Annotated in this window: 22 protein-coding genes; 18 read left to right on the forward strand and 4 right to left on the reverse strand. The window is 71.7% G+C overall.

The features are described from left to right. Positions 1-129: 129 nt before the first annotated feature. The 5 genes from IEY30_RS19990 (at position 130) to IEY30_RS20010 (ending at position 5,248) form a co-directional block, all read left to right on the forward strand. Positions 130-1,032, forward strand: coding sequence for an ABC transporter substrate-binding protein (locus IEY30_RS19990; protein WP_030200615.1), 903 nt, complete (start codon positions 130-132; stop codon positions 1,030-1,032). An 8-nt stretch (positions 1,033-1,040) separates the two neighbouring features. After that, on the forward strand, positions 1,041-1,982 hold the full coding sequence (locus IEY30_RS19995; protein ID WP_030200612.1) for an amino acid ABC transporter permease: 942 nt from the start codon (positions 1,041-1,043) through the stop codon (positions 1,980-1,982). Beyond that, on the forward strand, positions 1,982-2,881 hold the full coding sequence (locus IEY30_RS20000) for an amino acid ABC transporter ATP-binding protein (protein WP_030200609.1): 900 nt from the start codon (positions 1,982-1,984) through the stop codon (positions 2,879-2,881). Before IEY30_RS19995 ends, IEY30_RS20000 begins: the two co-directional genes overlap by 1 nt. A gap of 119 nt (positions 2,882-3,000) precedes the next feature. Continuing rightward, complete coding sequence (paaK, locus tag IEY30_RS20005; protein WP_030200606.1) at positions 3,001-4,350, forward strand: phenylacetate--CoA ligase PaaK; 1,350 nt, start codon at positions 3,001-3,003, stop codon at positions 4,348-4,350. A 115-nt stretch (positions 4,351-4,465) separates the two neighbouring features. Beyond that, positions 4,466-5,248: a ribonuclease FAU-1 family protein gene (locus tag IEY30_RS20010; RefSeq protein WP_156035400.1), complete on the forward strand. Its 783-nt coding sequence runs from the start codon at positions 4,466-4,468 to the stop codon at positions 5,246-5,248. Positions 5,249-5,322: 74 nt separating this feature from the next. Here IEY30_RS20010 and IEY30_RS20015 read toward each other — a convergent pair whose 3' ends face one another. Further along, a complete protein-coding gene (locus tag IEY30_RS20015) occupies positions 5,323-5,649 on the reverse strand; it encodes a hypothetical protein (RefSeq protein WP_030200602.1) in 327 nt (108 codons plus the stop codon). Positions 5,650-5,903: 254 nt separating this feature from the next. Here IEY30_RS20015 and IEY30_RS20020 point away from each other — a divergent pair, with 254 nt between their 5' ends. Beyond that, positions 5,904-6,113: a hypothetical protein gene (locus tag IEY30_RS20020; protein WP_030200601.1), complete on the forward strand. Its 210-nt coding sequence runs from the start codon at positions 5,904-5,906 to the stop codon at positions 6,111-6,113. A 44-nt stretch (positions 6,114-6,157) separates the two neighbouring features. Here the strand turns inward: IEY30_RS20020 and IEY30_RS20025 are convergent, their stop codons facing one another. After that, entirely contained in the window at positions 6,158-6,526 is a 369-nt protein-coding gene (locus IEY30_RS20025) for a GntR family transcriptional regulator (protein WP_030200598.1), read from the reverse strand. A 157-nt stretch (positions 6,527-6,683) separates the two neighbouring features. On the opposite strand from IEY30_RS20025, the gene IEY30_RS20030 reads away from it, so the two are divergent. Genes IEY30_RS20030 through galE form a run of 7 tightly spaced genes read left to right on the forward strand, consistent with a single transcriptional unit; the run spans position 6,684 to position 15,314 of the window. After that, on the forward strand, positions 6,684-8,162 hold the full coding sequence (locus tag IEY30_RS20030; RefSeq protein ID WP_030200596.1) for a cytochrome ubiquinol oxidase subunit I: 1,479 nt from the start codon (positions 6,684-6,686) through the stop codon (positions 8,160-8,162). A 16-nt stretch (positions 8,163-8,178) separates the two neighbouring features. Beyond that, positions 8,179-9,228 carry a cytochrome d ubiquinol oxidase subunit II gene (gene cydB, locus IEY30_RS20035; RefSeq protein WP_030200592.1) on the forward strand — a complete coding sequence of 350 codons (1,050 nt, stop codon included), beginning with the start codon at positions 8,179-8,181 and terminating at the stop codon, positions 9,226-9,228. A gap of 51 nt (positions 9,229-9,279) precedes the next feature. Beyond that, complete coding sequence (gene cydD, locus IEY30_RS20040) at positions 9,280-11,013, forward strand: thiol reductant ABC exporter subunit CydD (protein WP_052358730.1); 1,734 nt, start codon at positions 9,280-9,282, stop codon at positions 11,011-11,013. Beyond that, positions 11,010-12,902 (forward strand): thiol reductant ABC exporter subunit CydC, encoded by a 1,893-nt coding sequence (gene cydC, locus IEY30_RS20045; protein ID WP_081920575.1) that lies wholly within the window; start codon positions 11,010-11,012, stop codon positions 12,900-12,902. The genes cydD and cydC overlap by 4 nt, the downstream gene beginning before the upstream one ends. An 11-nt stretch (positions 12,903-12,913) precedes the next feature. After that, on the forward strand, positions 12,914-13,324 hold the full coding sequence (locus IEY30_RS20050) for a BlaI/MecI/CopY family transcriptional regulator (RefSeq protein ID WP_030200581.1): 411 nt from the start codon (positions 12,914-12,916) through the stop codon (positions 13,322-13,324). A gap of 35 nt (positions 13,325-13,359) precedes the next feature. Beyond that, a complete protein-coding gene (locus tag IEY30_RS20055) occupies positions 13,360-14,256 on the forward strand; it encodes a M56 family metallopeptidase (RefSeq protein ID WP_030200579.1) in 897 nt (298 codons plus the stop codon). 41 nt (positions 14,257-14,297) lie between these two features. Beyond that, positions 14,298-15,314, forward strand: coding sequence for a UDP-glucose 4-epimerase GalE (gene galE / locus IEY30_RS20060; protein WP_030200577.1), 1,017 nt, complete (start codon positions 14,298-14,300; stop codon positions 15,312-15,314). Positions 15,315-15,664: 350 nt separating this feature from the next. On the opposite strand, the gene IEY30_RS20065 is transcribed toward galE, so the two are convergent. After that, positions 15,665-17,014, reverse strand: coding sequence for an MFS transporter (locus tag IEY30_RS20065; RefSeq protein WP_030200576.1), 1,350 nt, complete (start codon positions 17,012-17,014; stop codon positions 15,665-15,667). Positions 17,015-17,023: 9 nt separating this feature from the next. Next, complete coding sequence (locus tag IEY30_RS20070; protein ID WP_052358728.1) at positions 17,024-17,455, reverse strand: YybH family protein; 432 nt, start codon at positions 17,453-17,455, stop codon at positions 17,024-17,026. 227 nt (positions 17,456-17,682) lie between these two features. Here IEY30_RS20070 and IEY30_RS20075 point away from each other — a divergent pair, with 227 nt between their 5' ends. From IEY30_RS20075 to IEY30_RS20095, 5 genes are all read left to right on the forward strand, one after another. Continuing rightward, complete coding sequence (locus IEY30_RS20075; RefSeq protein ID WP_052358786.1) at positions 17,683-18,228, forward strand: low molecular weight protein-tyrosine-phosphatase; 546 nt, start codon at positions 17,683-17,685, stop codon at positions 18,226-18,228. Between the two features lie 4 nt (positions 18,229-18,232). Continuing rightward, positions 18,233-19,024, forward strand: coding sequence for a VOC family protein (locus IEY30_RS20080; protein ID WP_030200568.1), 792 nt, complete (start codon positions 18,233-18,235; stop codon positions 19,022-19,024). 120 nt (positions 19,025-19,144) lie between these two features. Next, a complete protein-coding gene (gene purB / locus IEY30_RS20085; protein WP_030200565.1) occupies positions 19,145-20,557 on the forward strand; it encodes an adenylosuccinate lyase in 1,413 nt (470 codons plus the stop codon). Between the two features lie 100 nt (positions 20,558-20,657). Continuing rightward, the gene (locus IEY30_RS20090; RefSeq protein WP_030200563.1) at positions 20,658-21,065 is read left to right on the forward strand and encodes an MmcQ/YjbR family DNA-binding protein; all 408 of its coding nucleotides are present in this window, start codon (positions 20,658-20,660) and stop codon (positions 21,063-21,065) included. A 54-nt stretch (positions 21,066-21,119) separates the two neighbouring features. After that, a complete protein-coding gene (locus IEY30_RS20095) occupies positions 21,120-21,401 on the forward strand; it encodes a metal-sensitive transcriptional regulator (protein ID WP_020143728.1) in 282 nt (93 codons plus the stop codon). The last annotated feature ends 47 nt before the right edge of the window (positions 21,402-21,448 follow it).

Consider the following 21,448-nt stretch of genomic DNA (forward strand, 5'->3'; position numbering starts at 1 on the left):
TGTGCCCGCTAACGGTTCGGTCGCATCCGTGGGCAGGCCCAGCGAAAGGTGGCAGGATCGGCCAGATCAGCGGGGTGCACCGTCGCCCCCGCACTCGGACGACCTGCTTGCCCCGGAAGGACCCTTTTGATGCGTCGCTTGCCCCTCATCGCCGTCACCGGCTTCATCGCCGCCGGCCTCACGCTCTCAGCCTGCGGCTCGGACTCGCTGTCCACGTCGCCCGGCGCGGGCAGCACGCCCGCCGGGACCGCCGCCGGCGGCGGCGTCGACCAGGCCCTCGCGGCCAAGGTCCCCGCCAAGCTCAAGTCCGCCGGCAAGATCGTCGTCGGCACCGACCCGACCTACGCGCCCAACGAGATGCTCGGCTCCGACGGCAAGACCGTCGAGGGCTTCGACGTCGACGTCTTCAACGCCGTCGCCGCCAAGCTCGGTCTCAAGACCGAGTACGTCCCGGCGGGCTTCGGCACGATCATCCTCGGCGTCACGAGCGGCAAGTACGACGTCGGCGTCTCGAGCTTCACCATCAACCCCGACCGCAAGAAGCAGGTCAACATGGTGAGCTACTACAGCGCCGGCACCCAGTGGGTCGTCGCCAAGGGCAACCCGCAGAAGGTCAGCATCGACGACGTCTGCGGCAAGAGCGTCGGCGCCCAGAAGGACACCGTGCAGGCCGAGGACCTCGCCGCCCGCAGCAAGAAGTGCACCGACGCCGGCAAGCCCGCGATCACCCAGGTCATCCAGACCGGACAGGACCAGGTCACGGCCGACGTCGCGAGCGGCAAGACCGTCGCGATGCTCGCCGACTCGCCGGTCGGCCTCTACGCCGTCAAGCAGACGGGCTCGCTCGAGGCGCTCGGCGACATCTACGACTCGGCGCCCTACGGCTACGTCGTGCCCAAGGACCAGACGGACTTCGCGAACCTCCTCGTCGACGCGCTCAAGGCGAGCAAGGCCGACGGCAGCTACGAGGCGGCCCTGAAGAAGTACTCCGTCGAGGCCGGCGCCATCGACAACTTCGCCCTCAACCCCTGAGCGCGCGGATGACCGACACCACCACCGACCGGCCGGGCGTCATCGACGCCCGGCCGGTCCGGCACCCCGGCCGTTGGGTCGCGCTGGCCGTGATCCTCGTGCTCGTCGCGATGCTCGTCACCTCGTTCCTGACCAACGAACGCTGGAACTTCCCCAAGGCGCTCGAGATCATGCGCCAGACCCCGGTGCTCGAGGGGCTCTGGAAGGGCACGATCATCGGCACCGTCGGCTCGATGGTCATCGGCATCGTGGGCGGCATCATCATCGCCGTGCTGCGCCTGTCGGAGAACCCCATCCTGCGCGGCGTCTCGTTCGTCTACACGTGGTTCTTCCGCGGCATCCCGCGCCTCGTCCTGCTCGCCATGATCGGCAGCGGTGTCGGCTTCCTCTACAACCGGCTCGACTTCGGCGTCCCGTTCGGTCAGCAGCTCGCCTCGCTCATGGGCCTGTCGAGCGACTTCACCTTCTTCACCCTCAACGTCAACCAGTTCTCGAGCACGCTCCTCGCCGGCATCATCGGCCTCGGCCTGTCCGAGGCGGCCTACATGGCCGAGATCGCGCGCGCCGGCATCCTGTCGGTCGACAAGGGCCAGGCCGAGGCGGCCTCGGCGCTCGGCATGAACCGGGGCCAGGCCATGCGCCGCATCGTGCTCCCCCAGGCCATGCGCGTCATCGTGCCGCCGACCGGCAACGAGACGATCGCCATGGTCAAGGACACCTCGCTGCTCTCGGCGATCCCCGTCATCACCGAGCTCTACTACCAGACGAGCGCCATCGGCAACCGGACGCTGCTGATCATGCCGGCGTTCGTCGCCGTCACCGCCTGGTACCTCATCGTCGGGTCGGTGCTCATGGTCGGGCAGTACTTCCTCGAGAAGCGCTTCGGACGCGGCTTCGGCACCCCGAGCAACAAGCGGTTCGCCCGTCCGGCCGGGGCAGGAGGCGCCTGATGTCCGACAACTCCACCACCAGCACGACCGCGGAGTCCTCGCAGCCGCACGAGCGCTCGCGCACCGGCGAGGACGCGCCGCTCGTGCGTGCGGTCAACGTGCTCAAGAGCTTCCACGGCAACGAGGTGCTCAAGGGCATCGACCTCGACGTGCACCGTGGTGAGGTCGTCTGCCTGCTCGGGCCGTCCGGCTCGGGCAAGACGACCTTCCTGCGCTGCATCAACCAGCTCGAGGCCATCGACGGCGGCCGCATCTGGGTCGACGGTGACCTCGTCGGCTACCGCGAGGAGGGTGGTCACCTGCACCACCTCACCGACAAGCAGGTGGCTGCCCAGCGCCGCGACATCGGCATGGTCTTCCAGCGCTTCAACCTCTTCCCGCACATGACGGCGCTCCAGAACGTCATGGAGGCCCCCGTCCAGGTGCGCGGGGTCGACAAGAAGAAGGCACGGGCCCGGGCGCTCGAGCTGCTCGAGCAGGTCGGTCTCGGCGACAAGCCGGACTCCTACCCGGCACAGCTCTCCGGCGGCCAGCAGCAGCGCGTCGCGATCGCCCGCGCCCTCGCGATGGACCCCAAGCTGATGCTCTTCGACGAGCCGACGTCGGCGCTCGACCCCGAGCTCGTCGGCGAGGTGCTCCTCGTCATGCGCGAGCTCGCCAAGCAGGGCATGACGATGATCGTCGTGACGCACGAGATGGGCTTCGCCCGCGACGTCGCCGACCACGTCGTCTTCATGGACGGCGGGGTGGTCGTCGAGGAGGGCAAGCCCAAGGACGTCATCAGCAACCCGCAGCACGAGCGGACCAGGACGTTCCTCAAGCGCATGCGCACCGAGGACGACGAGGCGCGGGCCGACGCCGCCAGCACCGGCACGACCACCACCACGGCCGACGTCTGAGCGTCCGCGGTCTCTCGACCGTCGAGTGGGCACTTTCACCCCGGGTGAGAGTGCCCACTCGACTTTCGGGGGTGGGCGGGGCCGGGGTGATCCGGGCGCGGGGTGGGCACAATGGGGCCATGACGACGGAGTCAGCCGCCACCCGCCCAGCCGACCAGCCCGAGCAGCCCGACCAGCCAGGCCTGCCGGATCACGAGATCCCGACGATGTCGGTGGACGAGCTGCGCGCCACCCAGCTCGAGCGTCTCCGGCGAACCGTGCACGCGGCATACGACAACGTCCCGCACTACCGGGCTGCGTTCGAGGCCAAGGGATTCCACCCCGACGACCTGCAGTCGCTCGACGACGTGAGTCGTATGCCGTTCACGACCAAGGCGGACCTGCGGGCCAACTACCCCTTCGGGATGTTCGCCGTGCCCCGCGAGCAGGTCGTACGCGTGCACGCGAGCTCGGGGACCACCGGCCGTCCCACCGTGGTGGGCTACACCAAGCGCGACATCGACACGTGGGCCGACCTCATGGCCCGCTCGATCCGCCTCGCGGGCGGACACCCCGGCGACATCGTCCACGTCGCCTACGGCTACGGCCTGTTCACCGGCGGCCTCGGCGCGCACTACGGCGTCGAGCGGCTCGGCGCCACGGTCGTGCCCGTCAGCGGCGGCATGACGGAGCGGCAGGTGCAGCTCATCCAGGACTTCGAGCCGCGGGTCATCATGGTGACGCCGAGCTACTTCCTCAGCCTGCTCGACCAGATGGAGAGCGAGGGCATCGACCCCGCTGCGACGAGCCTGCAGGTCGGCATCTTCGGCGCCGAGCCGTGGACCGAGTCGATGCGCCAGGAGATCGAGCGCCGCACCGGCATGGACGCCGTCGACATCTACGGCCTCTCGGAGGTCATGGGCCCCGGCGTCGCGCAGGAGGCCGCGACGACGAAGGACGGCCTGCACATCTGGGAGGACCACTTCTACCCGGAGGTCATCGACCCCATCACCGAGGAGGTCCTGCCCGACGGCGAGGTCGGCGAGCTCGTCTTCACGTCGCTGACGAAGCAGGCCATGCCGGTGATCCGCTACCGCACCCGCGACCTGACGCGGCTGCTGCCCGGGACGGCCGTCCCGTCGATGCGCCGCATGGAGAAGATCACCGGCCGCACCGACGACATGATGATCATCCGCGGCGTCAACGTCTTCCCGACCCAGATCGAGGAGCACGTGCTCGCCGAGCCGCGGCTGTCGCCGTACTTCCAGTGCGTGCTGACCCAGCCCGGCCGGATGGTCGAGCTGACCGTCCTGGTCGAGCCGCTCACGCGCCTCGAGCCCGGCGCCGCCGACGAGATCGCGCGCACCCTCCAGCACGCGATCAAGACCCACATCGGCACGACGTGCCGCGTCGAGGTGCGCGACCCCGGCACGATCGAGCGCTCGATCGGCAAGGCCCGTCGCATCGTCGACGAGCGACCCCGAGGCTGAGCGGGCACCGCGCCGCGCGTGCCGGCTGCCCGACGAGGTCCGGTCGCGGGATCGCCGTGGTCCGGCTGACGCCGACGGGCCGTTCGGGCTGACCGCGGCTCGTAGGGTGGGGCGCGTGCCCGACACCTCACCGCTGTCCGCTGCCCCGGTGCTTGCGCCGTATCCCGTGTGGCCGCCGGAGGGCGCCCGCACGCTCGGTGTCCCGCCGTTCCTCGACGCCGGCGACGAGGTCATGTGGCGCTACCGGGACCTCGGCTGGCGTCCCGGACGCCCCGAGAGCGTCGCACCGATGCGGGTCGTGCGCGACGACGAGCAGGGCCTGGTCGCGTGGCTCGCGCCCGGCACGGTGCAGCTGACGAAGAGGTATGCCGACGGCTCGGACCTGCGTGACGTGCCCATGGCCGAGCGGTTCCTCCGGGACGCCCAGCGCGTGCAGGCCCGGACGCGGTGGCGCGGCGCAGGCATCCTGCGCATCGCCCCGGCCGAGCTGCCGTGGTCGGTCTGGCTCTTCTGGGACGTGCCCGAGGGCGATCACCCGGGCGACCCTGCGGCACATGACCGCTGGACGTTCGAAGGGTGGTACGTCAACCTCGAGACCGTCCACCGTCGCGACGGACGCGACACGTGCACGGGCGACCACGTGCTCGACCTCTGGATCGAGGCCGACGGCACGGTCAACGTCAAGGACGCCGACGAGCTCGAGGCGGCCGTCGAGCAGGGTCGGGGGACGGCCGAGCAGGCCGAGGCGATCCGGCACAACGGCCGCCACGCGCGGGCCTCCTTCGCGGCCGGCGACTGGCCCTTCGACGAGTCATGGACCCGGTGGCGACCCGACCCCGCGTGGACGTCCCCCGCGCTGCGCGACGACGAGCGCTGGGACATCGACCTCGTCGACTGACCGCCGGTCGGCCGGTGGAGGCCTGTCGAAGCACGGGCGGCGACAGTCCCCCACCGGGCGACTGGAGGAGGTCGTCAGCTGCGGTAGATGACGCGGACCGTGACCTCGGGCAGGGAGACCATGTCGTACGCCTGGAAGTAGGTGGTCTTGCGCGTGCCGCTGAAGGTGTCGTAGGTGACGTAGCCGGACCGGCTGGCCGCGTCCACGAGGGTCACACGGTAGAGCGTCACCCAGGCGGTTCCCGTGCCGGACCAGCACGTGTCACCCGAGATCGAGTGGGTGTGGAGGGTGCTGCTGGAGCAGCTGACCCGGGTGATCGCCGAGGCGGGTGACGCGACGACCGCGGTCATGCCGAGGACCGCCATCAACGCGACGGCGATCCGAACGATGGTGTTGCGCATTTCTCGTTCCTTCCCCGTGTCGCCGTTCGCGCCGCTCCCGCGCATCCACGGGGCACCAGACAGCGAACGGTCAGCGGCACCTTCGCAGCGAGTCGCCCGCGTCCGCCCTGCGAACGGCTCCTGGCTGCACGAACGTGCACCGACGGGCGCCCGGAGTCGCGGGGTCTGCCGCTGGGCGGTATCAGCGCTCCGCCTGCCGGCTCTGACTGTCGGGTGTGACCCTCTGTCCGCCCGGCCGACCCGAGGAGCACGTCATGACCATCCCTCCGCACGCAGCTCGCATCGCCGGCGCCTGGGCCGTGAAGTCCACGGCCATTCCGCAGCCCGATGCTGCGACCCGGTCGGTCGCCGACGCGGCCGTGGGCGCCCAATCGCTCGGCGCCCCGGCGCGACAGCCGCGACGCGACCGCTCGCACCGCATCACCGTCTCGCGGATCCTGCACCCGCTCCAGCGCCACGCCTGACCCGTCCGGCACGCCTGACCCGGGCACACGGCATACGCCCTCGGTCAGCTGTTGCGCTGCGCGCGACGCACGATCTCGACGGCGGCCGCGTCGCGCACCCCCGCCTCGCGGGCCGCCGCGACGAAACGAGCGGCGAGCACGTCGAGCGCCGCCGCAGCGGCATGCTCCCCCGACGCGACGACCGTGCCGGCACGGCCGCGCGTCTCGACGAGACCCGCGGCCTCGAGCTCCTTGTAGACGCGCGCCACCGTGTTGGCCGCGAGCCCGAGGTCGGCGGCGAGTGCACGGACGGTGGGCAGCCGGTCGCCCGGCACGAGGCGGCCGGAGCGGACGAGCGCCTCGACCTGGGCCCGCAGCTGCAGGTAGGGCGGCTCGTGGGAGGCGGGGTCGACGGCGACGTCCAGTTCGGTCACCCGGGAAGTAAGGCAGTGGCGCGCGGCCGTGTCAACGCCGACCTCGCGCGTGAGCGGCGTCACGCCCCAACGCTGGACACCGGCGGGGTGGGCCGCCGGGGCACCCGCTAGCATCTACTACGTAATGTAGTTCTGGCGCGACCCTCGCGGAGTCCCAATGGATGCAACGGACCTGGCACGGTGGCAGTTCGCCATCACCACCGTGTACCACTTCCTCTTCGTGCCGATCACGATCGGCATGTCCCTCATCGTCGCCGTCTTCCACACCGCCTGGGTGCGCACGCGCAACCCGGAGTGGATGAGGCTGGCCAAGTTCTTCGGCAAGCTCTTCCTCATCAACTTCGCGCTCGGTCTCGTGACCGGCATCGTGCAGGAGTTCCAGTTCGGGATGAACTGGAGCGACTACTCGCGCTTCGTCGGTGACATCTTCGGTGCCCCCCTGGCGATCGAGGCGCTGCTCGCCTTCTTCCTCGAGTCGACCTTCCTCGGACTGTGGATCTTCGGCTGGGGCCGGCTGCCGGAGAAGCTGCACGCCACGACGATGTGGCTCGTGCACATCGGCACGGTGCTCTCGGCGTACTTCATCCTCGCCGCGAACTCCTTCATGCAGCACCCGGTCGGCTACACCTACAACAGGGCGAGCGGCCGCGCCGAGCTCACCGACTTCTTCGCGGTGCTGACCAACAAGGTCCAGCTCGTCACCTTCCCGCACGTCGTCCTGTCGGCCTACATGGCCGGCGCCGGCGTCGTCATGGGTGTCGCGCTCTGGCTCATGCGCCGCGAGGCCAAGCGCGCCGCCGACGACGCGCAGGACGTCGCGCGCACCGACGCCCCGATGTACCGCCGGGCCACGCGCATCGGCGCGGTCTTCGCCCTCGTCGCCGCCGTCGGCGTCATCGTCTCCGGCGACGTGCAGGGCAAGATCATGACCGAGGTGCAGCCGATGAAGATGGCCGCCGCAGAGGCGCTCTACGACTCCGTGCCGGCCGGCCAGGGAGCACCCTTCTCCGTGCTGACGATCGGCTCGCTCGACGGGTCCCACGCCAACGCGCTCATCGAGGTCCCCGGCCTGCTCAGCTTCCTCGCGACCGGCGACTTCAAGGGCGCCGTCCGGGGCATCAACGACCTCAAGGCCGAGTACGCCCAGACGTACGGCGCGAGCGGCAACCCCCGCGTCGCCGACGTCGCGACCGCCTTCGTGCCCAACATCCCGACCACCTACTGGTCGTTCCGTCTCATGATCGGGCTCGGCATGGCGACGGTAGCCATCGCGCTGGCGGTGCTGTGGCTGACCCGCAAGGGCCGCACCCCCACCTCGAAGTGGATGGCGTATGCCGCCGTGGCCGCTCCGCTCCTTCCCGTCTTCGCCAACAGCTTCGGCTGGATCTTCACCGAGGTCGGCCGCCAGCCCTGGCTCGTCTTCGGCCTCATGACGACGGCCAACGGCGTCTCCCCCGGCGTCTCGATGGGCGAGGTCATCACGTCGATGGTCGTCTTCACCCTCCTCTACGGGGCGCTGGCCGTCGTCGAGATCAAGCTCTTCCTGCACTACGTCCGCAAGGGGGCCGAGCCCTTCGAGGAGCCGCAGGAGCCCGCCGACCGGGACGAGGACGCACCCCTCGTCTTCGCCTACTGAGAAGGGCTGAGCTGCAATGGATCTCGCCACCTTCTGGTTTATCGTCCTCGGCGTCCTGTGGACGGGCTACCTCGTCCTCGAGGGCTTCGACTTCGGCGTCGGCATGCTGCTGCCGGTCCTCGGCGGCAAGCGCTACGCCTCCGACGCCGTCGACGCCGAGAAGCGCCGCCGCGTCCTGCTCAACACCATCGGCCCGGTCTGGGACGGCAACGAGGTGTGGGTGCTCACGGCCGGCGGTGCGACCTTCGCCGCCTTCCCGCACTGGTACGCAACGCTGTTCAGCGGTTTCTACCTGCCGCTGTTGCTCATCCTCGTCGCCCTCATCCTGCGCAACCTCGGCTTCGAGTACCGTCACAAGCGGCCCGAGGCGCAGTGGAAGGCACGCTGGGACCAGGCGATCTTCTGGGGCTCGCTCGTGCCCGCACTCCTCTGGGGCGTCGCGCTGACCAACATCGTGCGCGGCGTGCCGATCGACGCGAACAAGGAGTTGACCGGCAACCTCTTCACGCTGCTCAACCCGGCCGGCCTGCTCGGCGGCCTCGTCTTCGTCGCGCTCTTCCTCACGCACGGCGCGATCTTCATCGCCCTCAAGACCGACGGCAAGATCCGCCACGAGGCGCGCCAGATCGCCGAGCGCGTCGGTGTCGTCGCGGCGGTCCTCGCCGTCGCCTTGCTCCTCTGGATCGGTGTCACCGACGGCAAGCTCGCCTCGTGGGTCACGACCGTCGTCGCCGCGGTCGCGCTCCTCGGCGGCCTCGCGGCGAACCGTGCCGGACGGGAGGGCTGGGCCTTCATCGGCACCGCCGTCACGATCGCCATGGCCGTCGCGACGTACTTCCTCGTGCTGTTCCCCAACGTGATGCCCAGCTCGACCAACCCGGCGTGGAACCTCACCATCGACAACGCGTCGAGCACCGACTACACGCTCAAGGTCATGACGATCGTCGCGCTGGTCTTCACGCCGATCGTGCTGCTCTACCAGGGCTGGACGTACTGGGTCTTCCGGAAGCGCTTGACCGTCAAGCACATTCCCGAGGACGCACCGCTCGAGACGGTGTCGCACTGACCCGCGACAGCCGACCACCCATCACCCGACACTGAAGAGAGCACGGACTCCGTGAAGCCCTTCGACCCACGACTCCTCCGGGCGGTCCCCGCCGCCCGGAGGCCCGTCGCCGTCCTCGCTGCAACCGGCATCGCGAGCGGCCTGGCGACGATCGCCACGGCCTTCGCGCTGTCGGCGGTCGTCGTGGCCGTCGTCGAGGGGCGTGACCTCGTCACCCCGCTCGCCTGGCTGCTCGGGCTCTTCGCGGTGCGGGCCGTGCTCGCCGCGGCCACCGAGTGGGTGGCGGCGTGGGCCGGCGTCTCGGTGTCGTCGGCGCTGCGGGCGGCGCTGCTGCGGCGCTGGGGCACCGTCGACGCGGACGTACGGCTCGAGCCGGGTGCAGCCGTGTCGCTCGCGACCGCGGGCACGGCAGCCGTGGAGCCCTATGCCGCCCGCTTCCTGCCGACGCTCGTCACCGCCGCGGTCGTGCCGGCGCTCGCCATCGCCACGCTCGTGGTCGTCGACTGGCCGAGCGCGCTCGTCGTCGTGCTGACCCTGCCGCTGCTGCCGGTCTTCGCCGCCCTCATCGGCAAGGCGACGGCCGAGTCGACCGAGCGCCGCTGGTCCGCCCTGGCTGCACTGTCGGGCCACTTCCTCGACGTCGTGCGCGGCCTGCCGACCCTCGTCACCTACGGACGGGCCCGGCGCCAGGTGACGACGGTCCGCGAGGTCAGCGACCGGCACCGGCGCGCCACGATGGAGACGCTGCGCATCGCCTTCCTCTCGTCGGCCGCCCTCGAGCTGCTCGCGACGATCTCCGTCGCCATCGTCGCCGTGACCGTCGGCCTGCGGCTCTCGACCGGGTCGATGGCCCTCGGGCCGGCCCTCGTCGCGATCCTGCTGGCGCCCGAGGCCTACTGGCCGGTGCGCCGGGTCGGCGCGGAGTACCACGCGGCGGCCGACGGCGCGGTCGCCCTCGACGCGATCCTCGCCCAACTCGAGCCCAACCCGACCTCCGCCCCACATTCCGCACCGAACGCCGCGTTCGGTGCCGAAAGCGCTGCTCTAACAATGAGTTCGACGTCGAACGCCGCGTTCGGTCGGGCCAGTGGGGGTGGCGGGGCGGTCGGGCGGGTGCGCCTGACCGGCGTCACCTACGCGTATGCCGGGTCGCCGACTCCCGTGATCCGTGACCTCGACCTCGTGGCCGGGGCCGGGCTCACCGTCGTGACCGGCCCCTCGGGGGTCGGCAAGTCGACGCTGCTCGACCTGGTCGCCGGACTGCGCCGGCCGGGTGCGGGCACGGTCGAGGCCCCGGCCTCGCACTACGTGACGCAGCGCCCGTTCCTCGCGACCGGCTCTGTGCGTTCCGCCCTGACGATCGGCCACCCCGCCACCGACGAGCAGCTCTGGGAGGCCTTGCGCGCGGTCGAGGTCGACGGCGTCGTCGCCGCGCTGCCCGGTGGCCTGTCGGCCGACCTCGGCGACGACGGCTTCGGGCTGTCGGCCGGGCAGCGCCAGCGCCTGGCCCTCGCGCGCGCCTGGCTCGCCCCCGAGACGCTGCTGCTGCTCGACGAGCCGACCGCCCACCTCGACCCCGAAGGCGCCGAGCACGTCGCCGCCGTCGTGGCCGAGCTTGCCGAGCGCCGGGTCGTCGTCGCCGTGACCCACCGCGACGAGCTGCTCGCCCACGCCGACCACCACGTCGTCCTCGCCAGCGCAGACGCCAGGCCGGTCGAGGTGATCCTGACAGCCGGGACCCTGCCGGCATCACCTCGAACCGCTGGAGAGGAGGGGGCACGATGAGCACCGCGTCCTCCCCCGACCCGCGCGTCGAGGTGATCGCGCGGCCCACGCCGGTGCCCCCATCACCTCGAACCGCCGGTGAACGGCGGCGGCGGGTCTGGTGGCCCTCGGCCGGCACGGTCCGCGGCGGCCTCCTCGGCGGCATCGCGACCGCCTCGGGCATGGCCCTCACCGCGACGTCCGGCTGGCTCATCGTCCGGGCCTCCGAGCGGCCCGTCATCCTCACCCTGCTCACCGCGATCGTCGCCGTCCGCGCCTTCGGCATGGCACGTCCGGTCTTCCGCTACTGGGAGCGCCTCACGAGCCACGACGCCGCACTGCGCCTGCTCGCCGAGCGCCGCACCTCGGCCTACGAGGCCCTCATCCCCCTCACCCCGGCCCGCCTCGGGCGCCGTCGCCGCGCCGACGTGCTCACCGGCGTCGTGGACGACCTCACGGACGTCGTCGACGCCCAGGTGCGCGTCACCGTCCCCGTCATCTCGACCGCCGTGGCCGGCGGCATCGTCATCGCCCTGACGATGGCACTCGCGCTGCCCGTCGGTCTCGTCATGCTCGGCCTCGGCGTCGTCGTGTGCCTCGTCAGCGCCCTCGCGGCCCGCCTCGAGTCCCGTTCGCTCCCGGAGCTGCTCGCAGCTCGCGCCGAGGTGACGCGCGTCAGCGAGCTCATGGCCAGCCAGGCCGGCGAGCTGCGCGCCGTCGGCGGCTGGACGACCGCGCTCGGCTGGCTCGACGACGCCCACGCCGCCCTGGACCGGGTGACGCGCCGCATCAGCGCCGGTCGCGCGACCGCGGCCTCGCTCTTCCTCGTCGCCGTCGGCGCAGCCGTCGCCGTCACGGCGGTCATCGCTCGCGACCTGCCCGTCTCGACCCCCGTCAAGGCCCTGCTCGTGCTCACGCCCGTCGCGGTCTCGGAGGCGATCACCCCGCTCGTCGACGCCATGCGGGCCCTCGCCCGGGCCCGCGGCAGCGAGCGCCGCATCGACGCGCTCCTCGACCTGGCCCCCGCCGTCGCGGCCGAGCCAGCGTCCCCCGAGGCGTCCTCGCCCGACCGGGCGCCTGAGGACGCGTCGGGCACCCCGGCCGGGCACACGGCATACGCCGGCGGTGACCGCAGCGACGTCGAGACGCGAGCGCTCACGGCCTCGTGGACGGGCGCGCGCACCGACCTCACCACGACCGACCTCGACGTGCCGGCCGGTAGCCGCATCGCGATCACGGGTCCCAACGGCAGCGGCAAGTCGACCCTGCTCGCCGTCCTCGCGCGCCACCTCGACCCATCCGGTGGGACCTATCTGCTCGGCGGCGCCGACGCCCTCGACCAGCCGCTCGAGCAGGCCCGTTCCCGGATCGCCGTCGTCGACGACGAGACGCACGTGTTCGGCACCTCGCTGCGCGCCAACCTCGCCCTCGCCCGCCCCGACGCCGACGACGCCGACCTCGAGCAGGCTCTCGGCGCGGCGGGGCTCACCCCGCTGCTGCGCGCGATGCCCGACGGGCTCGACACCACGCTCGGCGCTGGCGGTCGCGGTCTTTCGGGGGGCGAGCGCGCCCGCCTCGGCATCGCCCGGGCCCACGTCAGCCGCCGACCCGTCGTGCTGCTCGACGAGCCCGTCGCCCACCTCGACCCGCCGACGGCCCGCGCCGTCGTCGAGGACCTGACCAGAGGTGGCGGCGCACCGGGTACGTCTCAGGGGGAGGCTGCGGGGACGCCTCCGCAGACGATCATCATGGTGACCCACCGCGACGACGGGGCCGACCTGTTCGACCACGTCATGCAGGTGCGGCGCCGTCCATCGGCGACGATGTCTCCGAACACTGCTCAGCACACCGCAGAAACGGACGCCCGGCCGGACGACCGCACGCACGAACCCGACCCCCCACGTCGGTAGATTGGACCGCCATGCCCAGCACCCCGAAGAACCGTCTCGGCGACCTCGAGCGCGTCGTCATGGAAGAGCTCTGGACCACCGCCGACGCCCACCCCGAGGGCCGCACCGTGCGTGAGGTCCACGACGCCATCGGGGTCGAGCGCGGGCTCGCCTACACGACCCTCATGACCGTGCTCGACCGCATGGCCAAGAAGGACCTGGTGAACCGCGAGCGCGACGGGCGGGCCTGGCGCTACACCGCGGCCTCCACCCGCGCCGAGCTCACGTCCGAGTCGCTGCACCACACGCTCGGCGAGCTCGCCGGCGACAAGCGCCGCACGGCGCTGCTCCACTTCCTCGACGAGTCGACGCCCGAGGAGATCGACGAGCTCAAGGCCGCCCTGGCCGAGCTCGAGGCCCGCCGACCAGAACGTGCCGGCTGACCCCGATCGCGCCCCGGACCCTCCACACTGATCACGTGCTCCTCGTCGCGTCCCTCGTCGTCCTCGCGATCCTGCTCGCGTGGCCGGTGCCGCGCGTCCTGGCCCGCGCGACGGCTCTCCGACGCGCGCCCCGGGCCGCGCTCGTGCTCTGGCAGTCGACCGCCGTCGCCGCCGTGCTGGCCGCGCTGCTCGCCGCGCCCGCCGCGATCCCGCTGCTCGTCGGCCGGCAGGTCCGGCTCTCGGAGCACTGGGCGGTGCTCGCCGTCGCCGCAGCCCTGAGCGGGGTCGTCGCCGTGCGGCTGCTCCTGTCCGGCGACCGCGTCGGCCGCAACCTGCGCGCCGCCCGCCGCCGCCACCGCGACCTCGTCGATCTCCTCGGCGTGCCCGGCGAGGGCGCCGACCGGCACATGCGCGTGCTCGAGCACACGACGCCGACCGCCTACTGCGTGCCCGGCGTGCGCCGCCGGGTCGTCCTCACCCAAGGCACCCTCGACCGGCTCGGCCCCGACGAGCTGTCGGCGGTCCTCGCCCACGAGCGCGCCCACCTCAGCGCCCGGCACGACCTCGTCATGGAGTTCTTCACGGTCGTCCACGAGGCGATGCCCGGCTTCCTGCGCTGCGACGCCGCGCTGCGTGAGGTGAGCCTGCTCATCGAGGTGCTCGCCGACCGGGCCGCCGTGCGGCACGCGGGCCCGGTCCACACCGGTCGCGCCATCGTCGCGATGGCCGGTGGCCCCAAGCCGGCGGGCGCCATGGCGATGTCCGACAGCACCCGCGTGGCCACCGCGCGGATCGGCCTGCTCGACGCCGAGCACATCGCCGGCCTGCCGCTCCCCGTCGCCGCCGTGGGGATGTATGCCGTGTCGGCCCTCCTCGTCGTCGCACCCCTCGCGCTCTACTCCGCCGCGATCACCGAGCTGACGCTCGTCTGATCCCCTCCCTGCCCGCGGACGTCGGTCGATAGGGTGACCGCATGCGCGTACTCGTCAGCGGCGGAGCCGGCTACATCGGCTCGCACACCGTGGTCCAGCTCGTCGCCGCCGGGCACGACGTGCTCATCGTCGACAACTTCGCCAACAGCAAGCCGACGGTGGTCAACCGGCTCGAGGCCCTGACCGGCACGCACCTGCCGGTCCACTCCTTCGACCTGACCGACCACGACAAGACCGAGCACCTCTTCGCCAACGAGAAGATCGACGCGGTCATCCACTTCGCCGGGCTCAAGGCCGTCGGCGAGAGCGTCGAGCTGCCGCTCGAGTACTACGAGAACAACCTCGGCTCGACCTTCTCTCTCGTGCGCGCCATGCGGCTGCACGGCGTCGACAAGCTCGTCTTCAGCTCGTCCGCCACGGTCTACGGCACCAACCAGGAGGCGGCCACCGAGGACCGCCAGACCTCGGCGACCAACCCGTACGGCTGGACCAAGGTCATGCAGGAGCAGATCCTGCGCGACGTCGCGGCAGCCCACCCGAGCATGCGCTTCGCGCTGCTGCGCTACTTCAACCCGGTCGGTGCGCACGTCAGCGGCACCATGGGCGAGGACCCGCAGGGCATCCCCAACAACCTCGTCCCCTACATCTCCCAGGTCGCGGTGGGCCGGCGCGAGTACCTCCAGGTCTACGGCGACGACTACGACACCGCCGACGGCACCGGCGCGCGCGACTACATCCACGTCGAGGACCTCGCCGCGGGGCACCTCGCCGCGCTGACCAAGCTCGGCTCGATGGACGAGCCCGTCGGGGTCTGGAACCTCGGCACCGGCCACGGCACGACCGTGCTCGAGATGCTGCACGCGTTCGAGCGGGCCGTCGGCCGCGAGCTGCCCTACCGCGTCGTCGAGCGTCGCGCCGGTGACGTCGCCGTGTCCTACGCCGACCCGACCAAGGCCAACCACGAGCTGGGGTGGCGGGCGACGCGCACCATCGACGACATGTGCGTCGACACGTGGCGCTGGCAGAGCGCCAACCCCACCGGCTACCCCGACGCCTGAGTCCCAACCCCACTCGAGTGGCCGCGTCGTCACACCAGCCCCACGACGGTGGTCTGGGGGCTGGGCGCTCACTCGACGGTGGAGTGGGGTGGAGCGCTCACTCGACGGTGGTCTGGGAACAAGACGCCCACTCGAGTGAGCGCGTCGTCACACCCGTTTCACGACTGAGCCGTGTGACGACGGGGCCACTCGACGGTGTTCGACGGTGGTCTGGGGCGGGGCGCTCACTCGACGGTGGTCAGAGACCAGGACGCCCACTCGAGTGAGCGCGTCGTCCCATCCGTTTCACGGCTGAGCCGTGTGACGACGGGGCCACTCGACGGTGGTGTGAGGCGGGGCGCTCAGTCGATTCAGGGTCGGGGGTCGAGGGCGTCGTAGTCGCGGAACGAGGTGACCCGCGAGACCGTGACGACGACGAGCACGACGACGAGCACGCCGCCGACGACGGACGGGACCCACGTCGCTGTGAGCGTGGCCAGGGTGCCGGCGAACATCTGACCGAGCCGGGGTCCTCCGGTGACGACGACGGTGAAGACGCCCTGGGTGCGGCCGCGCAGGTGGTCCGGCACCGCGGCCTGCAGGATCGACTGGCGGAAGATCGCGCTGACGTTGTCGGCGCCACCCGCCACGGCCAGCCCGACCGCCGCCAGCGCGAGCGCCCACCGGTTGACGTCGCCGAAGTCCATCGAGGTGACGGCGAAACCGCCGAGCGTCGTGACAGCCAGCACGACGCCGAAGCCGAGGATGCCGAGGCCGTACGCGACGATGGAGTTGCGGATCGCCCGCCCCTGCCAGCGCAGTCCGGTCACCCGCCCCGAGCCGATGCTCGACAGGATGCCGCCGACGGCGAACGACGCGAGCAGGATGCCGGCCGTCACCGAGCCGCCGCCGATGACGATCGCGCCCACGGCGGGGAAGAGCACCATGGGCTGGCCGAAGGTCATGGCGATGATGTCGACGACGAAGCTCATCCGGACGTTGGGCGCCCGGCGCAGGTGGGCGAGCCCGTCGACCACCGAACGGAACCCGCCGGCCGGCGCGTGCTCCCCCTCGGGCCGGATGCGGGGCAGGGTCCAGAGGCCGAAGAAGCCGGCGAAGAAGAGCACGACGTCGACGGTGTAGGTCCACGCGTAGCCGGCCCGCGCGACGAGGACACCCGCGATGCCGGGGCCGACCGTCACCATGACACCCGCCGAGATGCCGAGCAGGGCCGCCGCCTTGGGCAGCTGGTCGCGCGGCAGCAGCCTCGGCGTGATCGCCTGCCGGGTCGCCGAGGCGATGGTCGCGGCCACGGCGTTGACGGTCGTGATGACGTAGAACATCCAGACCTGCTCGGCGCCGAGCCACACGATGGTCGCGAGCACGACCGTCGACGCCCACGCCACGGTCGAGGCCGACAGGGCCACGGTGCGCCGGTCGAAACGGTCGGCGATCGCGCCGCCGTAGAGGCCCGCGACGATCATCGGCAGCAGCGAGAACCAGGCGACGAGCGAGACCATGAAGGTCGAGCGGGTCAGGTCGTAGATGTGCAGTCCGACGGCCGTGTTGGTGACGAACGTGCCGACGCCGGCCAGGGTGTTGCCGAACCAGAGCCGCGCGAAGGCCGGGCTGACCCGCAGCGGTGTCAGGTCGACGAAGTGCGAGCGACGCGTGCCCTCGGGCGGCGCCGGAGCCTCGGGGCCGGGAGGTGCGTCGGTCACAGAGCGAAACTACGCCACGGCGAGAGCGCCCGGCACCGCGGGCAGAGCGGCCTCGACCTCGCGCAGGCGCGACCCGTCGCGGACCCACACCCACCGGCCCTCGGCGGTGCGTCGCGCGACCTGGGTGCGCACCGTGCCGTCGCCGGTCGTGGACGTCGTCATGGCGAGGTCGCCGCTGACGACGGCGCGCGAGCTCACACCCGTTTCGCCGCCATCGAGCACGCCCGCCGCCAGCGCCCGCCCGAACGCCTCGCGGATCGCGGTGGACCCGGCCGCCTCGCGACCACGCGGCAGGCTGACGACGGCGTCGGCGGCATACAGCCCGACGAGCCCGTCGAGGTCGCCCCCGGCGACGCAGGCGGCGAAGGTGGACTCGAGGGCCTCCGGCGCAAGGGCGCCCTGAGCGGTCGGGTGCGCGGTCGGCTGCGCGGTCGTCGTCATGGCCACACCGTGTCACCGACCACCGACACCACCTCGTCACGCCTGTCACACCGGCCACTCCGGCCCCTCGCTGCCCCCGGCCGACCCCGAAGACGGCCGCGCCGACGCCCGGACGGGCCCTTGGCGGACGACGTGTCGACACCCAGGACGAACCAAGGACAAACCCGGGACGAGGAGTCATCGCGCTTCGGGCCTTGGCGCCCGTTTCGCAGTGTTCAATGGGCACCATGTCGTCGCGCCCAATCCATGTCACCTTCGTGTGCAGCGGCAACATCTGCAGGTCTCCCATGGGTCACGTGATCCTCCAGCACATGGTCGACGACGCCGGGCTGACCGAGCACGTCCGGGTCTCCTCGAGCGGCACCGGTGACTGGCACGTCGGCGAGCACGCCGACCCGCGCACCGTCGCGGTGCTCGCCCGGCACGGCTACGACGGGTCGCGCCACCGCGCGCGCGAGTTCGACCCGGAGGAGTTCGACGAGGTCGACCTCGTCCTCGCCTCCGACGAGGGGCACGTGCGCACCCTGAACCGCCTGGCCCGCACGCCGGACAACCGGGGCAAGATCCGTCTCGTGCGCGAGTTCGACCCCGCCGCCGTCGCGGCCGGCACCCTCGAGACGGGTGACCCCTGGTACGGCGACGAGGAGCACTTCGCCCGGTGTTTCGCGGAGGTCGAGGCCGCGTGCCGTGGCATCCTTCACCACGTCAGGGGACAGCTGGACGGCCGGCTGGCCGACCAGACGCGCCGCCGCGTGGATCCGGAGCAGCCCTGACCTGATGCGAGACCTGAACCTGACCGTGCCTGACTATCCCTATGGATCCCCGTGCTGGGTCGACCTGCTCGTCAGCGACGTCCCGCGCGCCAAGACCTTCTACAGCGAGCTCTTCGGCTGGCAGTGGCTCGCCGGTGACCCCGCTACGGGCGGCTACACGATGGCGCTGCTCGACGGCCACCCCGTCGCCGGCATCAGCCGCAAGCCGGACTCGGCGCCCATCCAGAGCCAGTGGACGACCTACCTCCGCGTCGGCGACATCGAGGTGGCGGCGCGCGCCATCAACGCCTACGGCGGGCGCACGCTCGGCCGCCCGGTCTCCATCGGCGCCCTGTCGCGCACCCTCATCGCCGTCGACCCCGGCGGCGCCTACTTCGGCCTGTGGGAGCCCGGTGACCTGCCGGGCAGCGGGGTGCTCGACGAGCCGGGTTCGCTGACGTGGAACGAGCTGCTGACCCGCGACTACGACCGGGTGCAGGGCTTCTCGCTCGCCGTCTTCGGGCACGAGTTCACCGACGAGACCGATCCCGGCGGCCCGCGCTGGGCGACGGCGCACACCGGCGACGGCAACCCCGCCTTCGGACTCGCCGAGATCGACGACGAGTGGCCCGCCGAGATCCCGCCGCACTGGGTCGCCTCGTTCGCGACGCGCAACGTCGTCCCCGGCCTCGCCCGTGCGCTCGACCTCGGCGCCACCCTCCTCCAGGGCCCCTTCGACGGCCCCTACGGCGTCGGTGCGGTGCTGAGCGGCCCTGAGGGAGAGGAGTTCTCGCTCCTCGTCCCCGACCTGGACTGACGCGCCGCCCCGCCGACAAACGCACTGATCGCGTATGCCGTGTGTCCGGGACCGCGCCCACCCACCCGACCGCGGCGGACGGCATACGAACCACTCCGCGCGCTCTGGGAGGATGGCGCCATGGCAACGCTTGCTGACGCAACCCCGCCCATCGCGCTCGGGGCGCTCGACGGTCGCTACCGCGGCGCCGTCGCGCCCCTCGTCGACCACCTGTCGGAGGCGGCGCTCAACCGGCAGCGGGTGCACGTCGAGATCGAGTGGCTCATCCACCAGACGAGCCACGGCGTCGTGCCGGGCGTGCGGCAGCTGACCGACGCCGAGGTCACGGCACTGCGGGCGGTCGTCAACGGCTTCGGCACCGACGAGGTCGCCGAGCTCGGCGAGATCGAGCGCGTCACCGTCCACGACGTCAAGGCCGTCGAGTACTTCCTCAAGAAGCGCCTGAGCGCCATCGCGCCGGCGGACGAGGACAAGGGCCTGGCCGAGCTCATCCACTTCGGCTGCACGAGCGAGGACATCAACAACCTCTCCTACGCCCTCATGGTCAAGGGCGCGGTCGAGCAGGTGTGGCTGCCCAAGGCGCAGGCGCTCGTCGAGCAGGTCGCGACGATGGCCCGTGAGCTCAAGGACGTGCCGCTGCTCGCGCACACGCACGGCCAGCCTGCGACGCCGACGACGATGGGCAAGGAGCTCGCCGTCCTCGCGCACCGCCTCGGCCGGCAGCTGCGCCGCATCGAGGGCCAGGAGTACCTCGGCAAGTTCAACGGCGCCACCGGCACGTTCGGCGCCCACGCGCTCGCCCTCCCCGACGTCGACTGGCCCGCCGTGTCCAAGGCGTTCGTCGAGGCCCTCGGCCTGACGTGGAACCCGCTGACGACCCAGATCGAGAGCCACGACTGGCAGGCCGAGCTCTACGCCGACGTCGCGCGCTTCAACCGCATCCTGCACAACCTCTGCACCGATGTGTGGACCTACATCTCGATGGGCTACTTCGCGCAGGTGCGCGGCCAGGGCACCGTCGGGTCGAGCACGATGCCGCACAAGGTCAACCCGATCCGCTTCGAGAACGCCGAGGCCAACCTCGAGGTGAGCAACGCCCTGCTCGACGTCCTCGGCGGGACGCTCGTGCAGAGCCGCCTCCAGCGCGACCTCACCGACTCGAGCATGCAGCGCAACATCGGCACGGCCTTCGGCCACTCGATGCTCGCGCTCGACAACGTCGCCCGCGGCCTCGCCGGGCTCGACGCCGTGCCCGAGCGCATGGCGGCCGACCTGGAGGCCAACTGGGAGGTGCTCGGCGAGCCGATCCAGTCGGCCATGCGGGCCCTCGGCGCCCAGGGCGTCCCCGGCATGGAGGAGCCCTACGAGCGGCTCAAGGAGCTGACCCGCGGGCGCCGCATCGACGGCGACGACCTGCGCGAGTTCGTGCGTGGGCTGGGCCTGCCCGCCGACGTCGAGGCCCGCTTCGTGGCCCTGACGCCGCAGACCTACACCGCCCTCGCGAGCCGACTCGTCGACGACTACCTCGCCTGACGGCATACGCCCGACTCGTCGGCACGCACGCTCTCGCCACGCGGGGCTTGCTGGTCACTTCCGCGCCTGAGGTCAGCGCTCGGCGGTAACGTGCCGAGGCATGGCCCGCTCACGCGCCGCCCGGCTCAGCGACATCGACGAGGCAGCCCTCGCGCTGCCCGAGGTGACGCGCGACCCGCCGTCCGGTGGGCGGCCCTCCTTCCAGGTGCGGGGCAAGACGTTCGCGTTCGCCCGCGGACCGCGCAAGGACGCCGTCGACCCGGAGACGGGTCAGCCGTACGAGGACGTGCTCGCCTTCTCGTGCACGGCCGAGGACAAGGAGTCGATGGTCTCGGACCCCGACTCGCCGTGGTTCACGACGCCGCACTGGAACGGCTACAACGCCGTGCTCCTGCTCGAGCGCGACATCGGCCGGCTCACCGCGCAGGAGATCCGCGAGGTCGTGACCGACGCCTGGCTCGCCAAGGCCCCGAAGCGGCTGGCCACGGAGCTGCTCGGCGAGCCGTGACCCGTCAGGAATACCCCAGAGGGGTATCATGTTGACCACGACGAGGAGGTGCCCATGGCTGGATACACCGGCAGCAAGGACGACTACCTGAAGCGGCTGCGCCGCATCGAGGGCCAGGTGCGCGGCGTGCAGAAGATGGTCGACACCGACACGTACTGCATCGACATCCTGACCCAGGTCAGCGCCATCACCAAGGCCCTGCAGGCCGTCAGCCTCGGCCTGCTCGAGGACCACGTCGCCCACTGCGTCGTCGACGCCGCCCGCGAGTCCGACGAGGCCGCCGCCGAGAAGGTGCGCGAGGCCTCCGAGGCCATTGCCCGCCTGGTCCGCAGCTGAGTCCGCAACTGAGTCCGCAGCCGAGTCCACAGCCGAGCACCCCGACG

It is taken from the genome of Terrabacter tumescens (assembly GCF_014646815.1).
GTDB classification, from domain to species: Bacteria; Actinomycetota; Actinomycetes; order Actinomycetales; family Dermatophilaceae; genus Terrabacter; species Terrabacter tumescens.